This is a genomic window from Methylobacterium sp. Leaf87 (genome assembly GCF_001422775.1).
Classification (GTDB): Bacteria; Pseudomonadota; Alphaproteobacteria; order Rhizobiales; family Beijerinckiaceae; genus Methylobacterium.
This window is the reverse complement of record NZ_LMMI01000044.1, coordinates 1-8,785: the sequence shown is the minus strand read 5'-3', so window position 1 is coordinate 8,785 and position 8,785 is coordinate 1. Positions and strand designations below refer to the sequence as shown.

The window sequence follows — 8,785 nt, the reverse complement described above, 5'->3', positions numbered from 1 at the left end:
GCCGTCGTTCGGCCCCCTCAAGCACCTCGACCCGCATCGCCCCGACCCGCTGACCTTAACGCCAGCATTAAGGTCAGGCTTCAGCCGAGTGCGCGATGCCGTCGACCGCGGCCATCACCGGACGCGTACTTCCAAAAGCCCTCTACCGGACCAGGGCGCGCATCGAGCAGACCTTCGGAAAGCTCAAACGCTTCAAACGCATCGCGTTACGCTGCGAGAAGACCAGAGCGAGCTTCGCAGCGTTCGTCTCCCTCGCCCTCGCATTCATCCTCATCAAATCCGTCCACACGACCTAGGCCGCATAACGTGCCTGCGCCAGATCCCGGCAATCAATGTCCGGCGCGCGGCCTGAGACCAGATCGGCGAGCAATCGCGCGGAGCCGCAGGCCATTGTCCAGCCGAGCGTGCCGTGCCCGGTGTTCGTGAACAGGTTCTTGAGGCTCGTCGCACCGACGATCGGTGTGCCGTCCGGCGTCATTGGCCGTAGCCCTGTCCAGAACGACGCCTCCGACAGGTTGCCGCCACATGGGAACAGGTCCCCGATGCTGCGTTCAAGCGTGGCCCGGCGTGGCCCCCGCAGGGTCTGGCTAAAGCTCGCAAGTTCCGCCGTGCCGCCGACCCTGATCCGTTCGCCGAGCCGGGTGATCCCCACCTTAAAAGTCTCGTCCATCACCGTCGAGACTGGCGCGGCGTCGGGGGCCGTCACTGGGAGCGTCAGCGAGTAGCCCTTCACCGGATAGACTGGCAGGCGAATCCCGTGGGGCCGAAGTAAGGCGGGCGTGTAGCTTCCCATCGCGGCGACGTAGGCATCCGCCTCGAAGCGGTCCAGGCCGGCTCGCACGGCGACAACCCGTCCGCCGTCCGCCTCCAGGCCGTCGATGTTCACCCCGTAGCGGAAGACGACGCCGAGCCCCTCGCAGAGGCGGGCGAGTTCCCTGGTGAAGAGATGCGCGTCACCGGTCTCGTCCCCCGGCAACCGCAGACCGCCAATGATCTTCTCCCGAACGGCTCCGAGGGCCGGCTCCGCCGCGACGCATCCGGCGCGATCGAGGACAACATACGCCACGCCGTAGGCGTCAAGGACACGGGTGTCGTCGCCGACGTGGTCGAGCTGCTTCTGCGTCCGGAAGACTTGCAGCGTGCCGCGCTCTCGGTGATCGTAGGCGATTCCTGTGTCGTGGCGCAGGTCGCGCAGCACGTCGCGGCTGTACTCCGCGAGACGGACCATGCGGCCCTTGTTGCGCGCGTAGGCCTCCTCGGTGCAGTTGGCCAGCATGCTCGCGAGCCAGCCGTACAGGCGCGGTTCGAACAGGGGCCACAACACGAGGGGCCGGTGGCGCATGAGCAACCACCTCATTGCCTTGACGGGGATGCCCGGGGCCGCCCAGGGCGCGGCGTAACCAGGTGAGACCTGCCCCGCATTAGCGAAGCTCGTTTCCATCCCGGACCCCGCCTGCCTGTCGAGGACCGTCACTGCGTGTCCGGCCTTGGCGAGGTAATAGGCGGAGGTGACGCCGACGACGCCGCTGCCAAGAACCAGAATCCGCATCGCGCAGTCCTCCTCAAGCCAGATACCGGCGGGCATAGCGGCGTCCGAGGCTGGTCAGGACCTCGTAGCCGATGGTGCCGGCCTCTTTCCCCACGCCGTCAACCCCGTTGGCCGGTCCGATCAGGTCCAGAAAATCGCCGTGGGCAACGGCGCCTTCGGGGGCACGGCTCACATCCACGACGAGACTGTCCATCGAGACGCGTCCGACCACCGGTAGCCGCAGGCCCTGGAGCCAGGCGGAGCCGCGCCCGGACAGGCTGCGCGGAAGGCCGTCGGCGTAGCCCACCGCCAGCGTGGCGAGGCGCATCGGGCCGGGTGCCCGGGCGGCGTGCCCATAGCCGATCCCGGTGCCCCCGGGTACGGTCCGCACTTGCACGACCCTGCTTTCCAGCCGCACGACCGGAGCCATCGGGTTCGCGTCGCCTGGGACGGGCGCCACGCCGTAAAGTGCGGCCCCGGGCCGAACGAGGTCGAGATGATAGCTCGACCCGAGAAAGATCCCCGACGATGCCGCGAGGCTGAACGCCGCCGTCGGGAAGATCGGCCGCAGCGCCGTCATCGCATCGCGCTGTGCCGGATTGGCCGGATCCTCCGGGGTGTCGGCGCAAGCGAGATGGCTCATGACGAGCCCGACCGTCATGTGGTCCGTGCTTGCGATCCGCGCGGACAGGCGCTCTGCGTCGGCGAGGGCGAAGCCGAAGCGTGCCATGCCGGTGTCGAACTGGACCGCGCAAGTTCCGCGAAGGCCGGCGATGCGTGCCGCGCGCGACCACGCCTCGAACGCGTCCCAGCCGTTCAGCACCGGTTCCAGGCGATGGGCGAGGCAAGCTGCCTCCGCCCCCGGCGCGGCACCGTTCAGGACGAGAATCCGGGTCGTTGGCAGGTCGCGCCGGAGCGCGATCCCTTCCTGGACCTGAGCCACGAAGAAGGTGTCGCATCCCGCCGAGGCAAGCATGGGCGCAACCCGTCCGGCACCGAGCCCATAGGCATCGGCCTTGACGACCGCCGCAACCCGGGCGCCGGAGGCGCGCGTGATCAACGCGCGGTAATTGCGCAAGATCGCGCCGAGGTCGATGGTTAGGCGGCCGCCGCAGGACGCCTCGGACCGGCTTTCGCAAGTCCCGTCGTCGAACTCCTCCACAAGGATCTCCGGGCGGCGACGTGACAGATCAATCGCGCCATCCATCACGGCACGCCTCCGATCGGGGCCGGCGGAGGTGTCAGCGCGGGCAGGCGGGGCGCGGCCCCGGCCGGTGCGGTGCCGCGCAACCGGCTGTCGAGGAGTTCGCCGCTGTTGCGCAGGATCGGATAGGCGGCGGCGGCGACCAGGTGGTCGTTGATCCGCTTGAGGTCGCGCAGCAGATCAAGGCCGACGGTCCAGGCCGCATCGTCCCGCGCCGGTTCCTTGCGAAGCCAGGCGACATGGGCGGCGACGTGAGCCTCTTCCATCGCCCGGAATGCCCGCTTCTCCGCGGCTAGGCGGCGCGCCGCGCGGTCGTCCTCGGTAACGAGCAGCGACGCCGCGTTGCGCAGGTTGACCGATAGCCGGTCGAGGAGGCCTGCTAGTTCGAGGGAATCGGCCGACGCCGCGCCGAGCTTGCGCCGTCTGCCGATCTGCGTCGCGACGTTGCGCGCCAGGACGTCGCCGGCATGCCCGATCTGAATGGTGAAGCTCATCAGGCTGGCGAGCCGGCGCTCCTCGGCCTCGTTCAAGGTGTCCGCGTCGAGCCGGGCGAGGTAGCGCTGCAACTCCGCGCCGAGGCCCTCGATCTTGCGCTCCGCGGCCCGCATCCGCTCGGCGGCGAGGCCGTCGCCCCGCAACAGGCGGATAGCGTCGCGCAGCATGCCCTCAAGGAGGTCGGCCATGCGGAGGGCGTGGCGGGAGGCGTCGCCTAACGCCATGGAGGGCATTTCGGTATGGTCCACAACTAGTGGCAGGCAACGCACGGCGCCGGGCGCCGTCTCCACCTCCGGCAGCAGCCGGCGGAGCAGCTTGGCCAGCAGTCCCAGCAGTGGCAAGGCGGCGAGGGCGAGAACCCCGTTGAAGGCGAGGTGAAAATTCGCCACGGCGACGCGCGGATCTCCCGCCATGGCCTCGATCGGCGGCGCGATCCAGCCGAGCAGGGGCAGCGCGACGAGGCAGCCTGCGAAGCGCGCCAGCAGGTTCCCGAGCGCCACCCGGCGGCCGGCGGGCTCGCGGGTCGCCATCATCGGATTGAGGGCGCTGCCGAGGTTGGCCCCCAGCACCAGGGCGAGTGCGGTCTCAGACGGGACCATGCCCTGCCCGGCGAGCGCGGCGACGAGCAGGATCACAGCGACGCTGGAATGGGCCACCCAGGCGAACAGCGCGGCGAGGAGCACGGTGATGACTGGATCAGCCGCGACGATGGCGAGGATCACCCGAAGCCCGGGCGCTTCGCCGTAGGGTGCGAGCGTCTCCACCATCCGCATCAGCCCCAGCAGGACGAGGCCGAGGCCAATGGCGATTCGTCCGATTGCCTTGCCCTTCGCGCCCGAAGCCCGGCGAAAGGCCACCGCCCCGATGAGGACGAGCACGGGCGCCGCCATCGCGACGTCGAACGACAAAGCCTTGACGATGAGCGCCGTCCCAACGTTGGCGCCGAGCATCACTGCCAGGGCCGGCATCAGTTCCACCAACCCGCCGGCCGCGAAAGCCGTGGCCATCAGCCCCGTCGCGGTGCTGCTCTGCAGCAGCATCGTCACGCCCAGGCCGGTGAGCATCGCCTTGACCGGGTGATTCAGGCTGGCGCCCAGCACGCGCTGGAGATCGCCGCCGAAGGCGCGCTGCACCCCCGTGCGGATCATGTGGATGCCCCAGAGCAGGAGCGCGACCCAGCCCGCAAGATCGAGGAGCAGCACCGTTCCGGTCATGCCGCGACCTCCCGGCGCCGCCACGCCTGGGCCCGGACGAGGACGAAGCGATGAACCAGGGCGAGGAGGAGGCGTGCCGCGAGGGCCGTCGCCATGATTACGCTCGCCATGGCGGCGGCGGCGGCCGTCGTGCCGGCTTCGTCCATGTGGACGATGGCGATGGCCGCGAGCTTGGTGCTCGGCCCGTAGAGGAAGATCACCGCCGAGACCGTCGTCATTGCGTTGACGAACAGATAGACGGCCAGTTCCAACACCGTCGGCATGCAGATCGGCAGGCTGACCCGACGGAAGGTCTGCCAGAACGGCACCTTCAGCGATGCCGACACTGCTTCGAATTCCGGGTCGATCTGCTTCAGTGCCGTCGTCGCCGTCACGTGGGCCACGGTGTAGTAATGCGCGAGCGTGTTGATCACGAGCAGCGCCAGGGTTCCGTAGAGGACGTTCAGCGGGTTCCAGGGCGCGTTGAAGAAGAACACGTAGCCGAGGCCCAGCACGAGGCCGGGGACAGCGAGGGGCAGCATCGCCAGGAGTTGCGCGAAGGCGCGGCCGGCGGGAAACAGCTTAAGCTTCTCGATGAGGTAGGCGCCGCAGAACACGACCACCGTGCCGATGGCGGCGACCGAGAGCGCCATGACCAGCGAGTTCCAGTAGGGCGACCAGCCATCGGCGTCGGCGGCCGCAAAGTCGTAATGGTCCAGCGTCAGGCCGAGGTTGTAGGGCCAGTAGCGGATGAAGGAGGCCCAGACCGCGACGCCGTAGGTCCCCACGATCACCCCGGCCACCAGCACAGCGTAGGCGAGCACGAGCCGATCGCGGGCCGGACGGACTTTAGGCTCGTAGGGCACCGAGCGGGCCGAGAGCAGGGACGATTGCCGGCGCTGGATCAGCCGGTCGACGACGAAGGCCAGCACCGCCGGCACCAGCATCAGGAGGCCGACGACGGCCCCCATCGGGAAGTTCTGCTGGCCGACGACTTGCCGGTAGGCGTCGGTGGCGAGCACCGCGTACTGGCCGCCGATCACCTTCGGGATGCCGAAATCGGTGACGACGAGGGTGAAGACCACGAAGGCGGCGCTGACGAGGCCGTAGCGGGCGCCGGGCAGGGTCACGGTGAGGAAGGTGCGCAGGCGGCTCGTCCCCATGGCGGAGGCGGCCTCGTAGAGGCGCCCGTCTGAGAGCCCGAGCGCGGTGACGAGGATAATCACCGCGTGCGGGAACGCGTAGAGGCATTCCGCGATGGTGATGCCGATCGGCCCGTAGACGGTTCGGCCGAACAGGATTCCACGCAGGAAACCCTGGTTGCCGAGGATGTAGGTGAGCGCGATACCCGACAGCAGGGAGGGCGCGAACAGCGGCAGCAGGGCGAGCGCGAGCAGCAGCCCCTTGAACCGCATCGCCGTGCGGGTGAGTGCATAGGCGTAGCCGAAGGCCAGCGGCACCACGATCGCGACGACGCTGCCGGCCACGGTGAGGCTGTTGAGAAGCGCATCGACCAGCGTCGGCGTGGCGAAGTAGGCGTGGAAGTTGGACAGGCCCGCCATCCCGCCGTCCGGGGCCTCCAGGCTCTTGATCAGCAGTGCGCCGAGCGGCAGGGCGATGACGAGCACGAGAACCAGGCACAGGCCCGCGATGAGCGCGATACCGACCGTGCTTTCGGAAACGGCACGACGCTTTGCCGGCACGGCCTCCGACCGGGGCAAGGCGAGGGTGGCGTCGGACATGGCCGGCCTCACGCGTACGTGGTCGCCGGGAAGGCCCGGAGTGCCGTCGGCGGCAGGGAAACGTAGAGGTATTGGCCCTCGCTGAGGGCGAGGTCGCGGTGCAGGTTGGCCGAGAGGTCGGCGACCAGCGTTCCGCCGAGGTCGCGGCTGGGCTCCAGGCGGGCGCGGTAGAACGAGCCCAGGAACTCAAGGCTGCGCACCCGCACCTCGATGGCGTTGACGTCGGTGGGGACGACGTTGCCGACACGGATCTCCTCTGGGCGGAAGCCGAGGCGCACGGGACTGCCGGGAATGAAGCCACGCCCGTCCTCGCAGACGAGGTCGACGCTCCCGACCCGGATCTCGCGGGCGCTTCCGACGGTTGCGTCGAGGAAGGTCATCGCGCCGATGAAGTCGGCCACGAACGCCGAGGCGGGCTGCCGGTAGATGTCCTCGGGCGTGCCGACCTGCTCGATCGCGCCGCGGTTCATCACCACGACCCGATCCGCCATGGCGAGCGCCTCCTCCTGGTCGTGGGTGACCATGATGGTCGTGATGCCGAGGCGTTTCTGCAGCTGCCGGATCTCGTCGCGGAGCCGCGCTCGCACCTTGGCGTCGAGCGCCGAGAGCGGCTCGTCGAGCAGCAGCAGGGAGGGCGAGGTGGCAAGGGCCCGGGCGAGCGCCACCCGCTGCTGCTGACCGCCGGAGAGATGAACCGGATACTTGGCTCCCTGTTCGGGCAAGCCGACGAGGGACAGGAGCTCGGCCACCCGCGCGGCGATCCGCGCCTTCGGCATCCGCATGTTGACGAGGCCGTAGGCGACGTTTGCCGCGACGGTCAGGTTCGGGAACAGGGCATAGGATTGGAACACGATCCCGAAGTCGCGCTCGGCTGGCGGGGCCGACGAGACGTCGCGGCAACCGATTTCGATGCGCCCCTCATCCTGCCGGTCGAGCCCGGCGATCATGCGCAGCAAGGTCGTCTTGCCGCAGCCGGAAGGGCCGAGGAAACAGACGAACTCGCCCCGCGCGATCTTCAGGTCGATCCCATCGAGGGCCGTGAAAGCACCGTAGCGCTTCGACAATCCCGAAACACTGAGGAACGGCGTCTCGTCGCGAAGCGTCATGGCAGCACCCTCGATCTCTCGCGTTCTCGTTGGGACGAACTCTACTTCTTAGCGGCTTTGGCCTCGTAGCGGCGCGACCATTCGGCGAGCACCCGCTCGCGGTTGTCGGCCATCCAGCCGAGATCGTTCTTGATCATCGCAGCCTCGGCATTGGCGGGGTAGTTCGCGGGCACGTTGGCGACGCCGGGGTAAGCGACGACCGCGTAGCTCTTGGCGTAGAGTTCATTGGCCGCTTTGGTCGCGCCCCAGTCGGCGACCTTGCGGGCGAGGTCCAGGTGCTTGGTGGTGCCGACGATGGCGTAGGCTTCCTCGTCCCAGCCCGTGCCGTCGACGGGAACGACGACGGCCAGCGGCGCGCCCTTGGTCTTCTCCGCAGCACCGCGCATGTCCAGCGACAGGCCGGCGGTGCGCTCGCCACGGGCGGCCTGGACGCAGGGCGCCGAACCCGAGTGCAGGTAGGCGGCGATGTTCTCGTGGAGCTTGTCCATAAAAGCCCAGCCCGCCTCCTCCCCCATGCCCTGGAGCCAACCGGCGACCAGCAGGTACCCGGTGCCCGAGGAGGCCGGATGCGGCATCACCACCTTGCCCTTGAGGGACGGCACCAGGAGGTCGACCCATTGCACGGGGGTCTTCGCGCCATTCTTCTCGGCTTCCGCGGTGTTGAAGCAGATCACGCCGATCGAGGCGTCCGTGCCGGTCCAGCTGTAGGGGCCGACGGAATCCCGGAAGGCGGGCTTGAGGTCGCTGGCGCCCTTCGGCTCATAGGTGGCAAGCAGGCCCTGCTTCTCGAACATCAGCAGGCTGGAGGCGGCGAGCCCCATCACCATGTCGGCTCGGGGATTGTCCTTCTCGGCGAGGAACCGGGCGGTGATGACGCCCGTCGAATCCCGGACCCAGACCACCTCGACCTCGGGCACCGCCCGCTCAATTCCAGCCTTGAACGGGCCGAGCTGGTCGTTTTCCAGGGCGGTGTAGATCGTGAGCTTGGTGCGCTCGGCAGCCGATACGGCCGCGGTGGTGCTCAAGGCGGTGGTGAGCGCGAAGGTCAGAGCGAGGAGGCCAAGGATTTTCATAGACGATACTCCGGGGTCTTGTCGTTCCGACGTCTTTACGATCTGATACATAACAGTAGAAAGACAAAATATTTTACAATCAAGTCTAGGTTTTTTGCATGTATTGCCTATTTACGAACCATTGCACCGCGTAAATCGCGAGCATTGAGTACAGCCGAAATCAATCCTCGGCGTATAGCCGTGGAGTGACGATCAAGTCTTTCGGCCGGGCACGCGAGATGACGCCCGGCCGTCACGAATCAGTTCAGCAGGCCTGCGGCATGCGTCCTGCCGCCAGCAGCTCGTTGATGTCGTTCACCACGCCCGGCAGGTCGGCGATCGTGTCGATGAGGAAGTGGGGCTTCGAATCGGCGAACATCGCGGCAATCCGCGTCCGCTCGGCGGCGAGGCGATCGGCAGGTAGCGCGCGGAACGCGTCGTAGGTCAGCCCCAGCGCATTGCCGG

At 68.1% G+C, this 8,785-nt stretch carries 7 protein-coding genes and 1 pseudogene; 1 reads left to right on the top strand and 7 read right to left on the bottom strand.

What is annotated here, in order from left to right:
• The first annotated feature begins 95 nt into the window (after positions 1-95).
• Positions 96-296 (top strand): transposase, encoded by a 201-nt coding sequence (locus ASF22_RS16605; protein ID WP_056266431.1) that lies wholly within the window; start codon positions 96-98, stop codon positions 294-296.
• Here the strand turns inward: ASF22_RS16605 and ASF22_RS16600 are convergent.
• The 7 genes and pseudogenes from ASF22_RS16600 to ASF22_RS24415 form a co-directional block, all read right to left on the bottom strand.
• Positions 293-1,549: a D-amino acid dehydrogenase gene (locus ASF22_RS16600; protein WP_056266437.1), complete on the bottom strand. Its 1,257-nt coding sequence runs from the start codon at positions 1,547-1,549 to the stop codon at positions 293-295. The two genes, ASF22_RS16605 and ASF22_RS16600, sit on opposite strands and share 4 nt — an antisense overlap.
• A gap of 13 nt (positions 1,550-1,562) precedes the next feature.
• Complete coding sequence (alr, locus tag ASF22_RS16595; RefSeq protein WP_082483777.1) at positions 1,563-2,735, bottom strand: alanine racemase; 1,173 nt, start codon at positions 2,733-2,735, stop codon at positions 1,563-1,565.
• Positions 2,735-4,441 (bottom strand): Na/Pi cotransporter family protein, encoded by a 1,707-nt coding sequence (locus ASF22_RS16590; RefSeq protein ID WP_056266429.1) that lies wholly within the window; start codon positions 4,439-4,441, stop codon positions 2,735-2,737. The genes alr and ASF22_RS16590 overlap by 1 nt, the downstream gene beginning before the upstream one ends.
• The gene (locus ASF22_RS16585; RefSeq protein WP_056266424.1) at positions 4,438-6,162 is read right to left on the bottom strand and encodes a putative 2-aminoethylphosphonate ABC transporter permease subunit; all 1,725 of its coding nucleotides are present in this window, start codon (positions 6,160-6,162) and stop codon (positions 4,438-4,440) included. Before ASF22_RS16585 ends, ASF22_RS16590 begins: the two co-directional genes overlap by 4 nt.
• 8 nt (positions 6,163-6,170) lie before the next feature.
• The gene (locus ASF22_RS16580) at positions 6,171-7,268 is read right to left on the bottom strand and encodes a putative 2-aminoethylphosphonate ABC transporter ATP-binding protein (RefSeq protein ID WP_056266421.1); all 1,098 of its coding nucleotides are present in this window, start codon (positions 7,266-7,268) and stop codon (positions 6,171-6,173) included.
• 41 nt (positions 7,269-7,309) lie between these two features.
• Positions 7,310-8,341: a putative 2-aminoethylphosphonate ABC transporter substrate-binding protein gene (locus ASF22_RS16575; RefSeq protein ID WP_056266418.1), complete on the bottom strand. Its 1,032-nt coding sequence runs from the start codon at positions 8,339-8,341 to the stop codon at positions 7,310-7,312.
• Between the two features lie 244 nt (positions 8,342-8,585).
• Positions 8,586-8,785 (bottom strand): annotated as a pseudogene (locus ASF22_RS24415) (hypothetical protein); the annotation flags it as partial.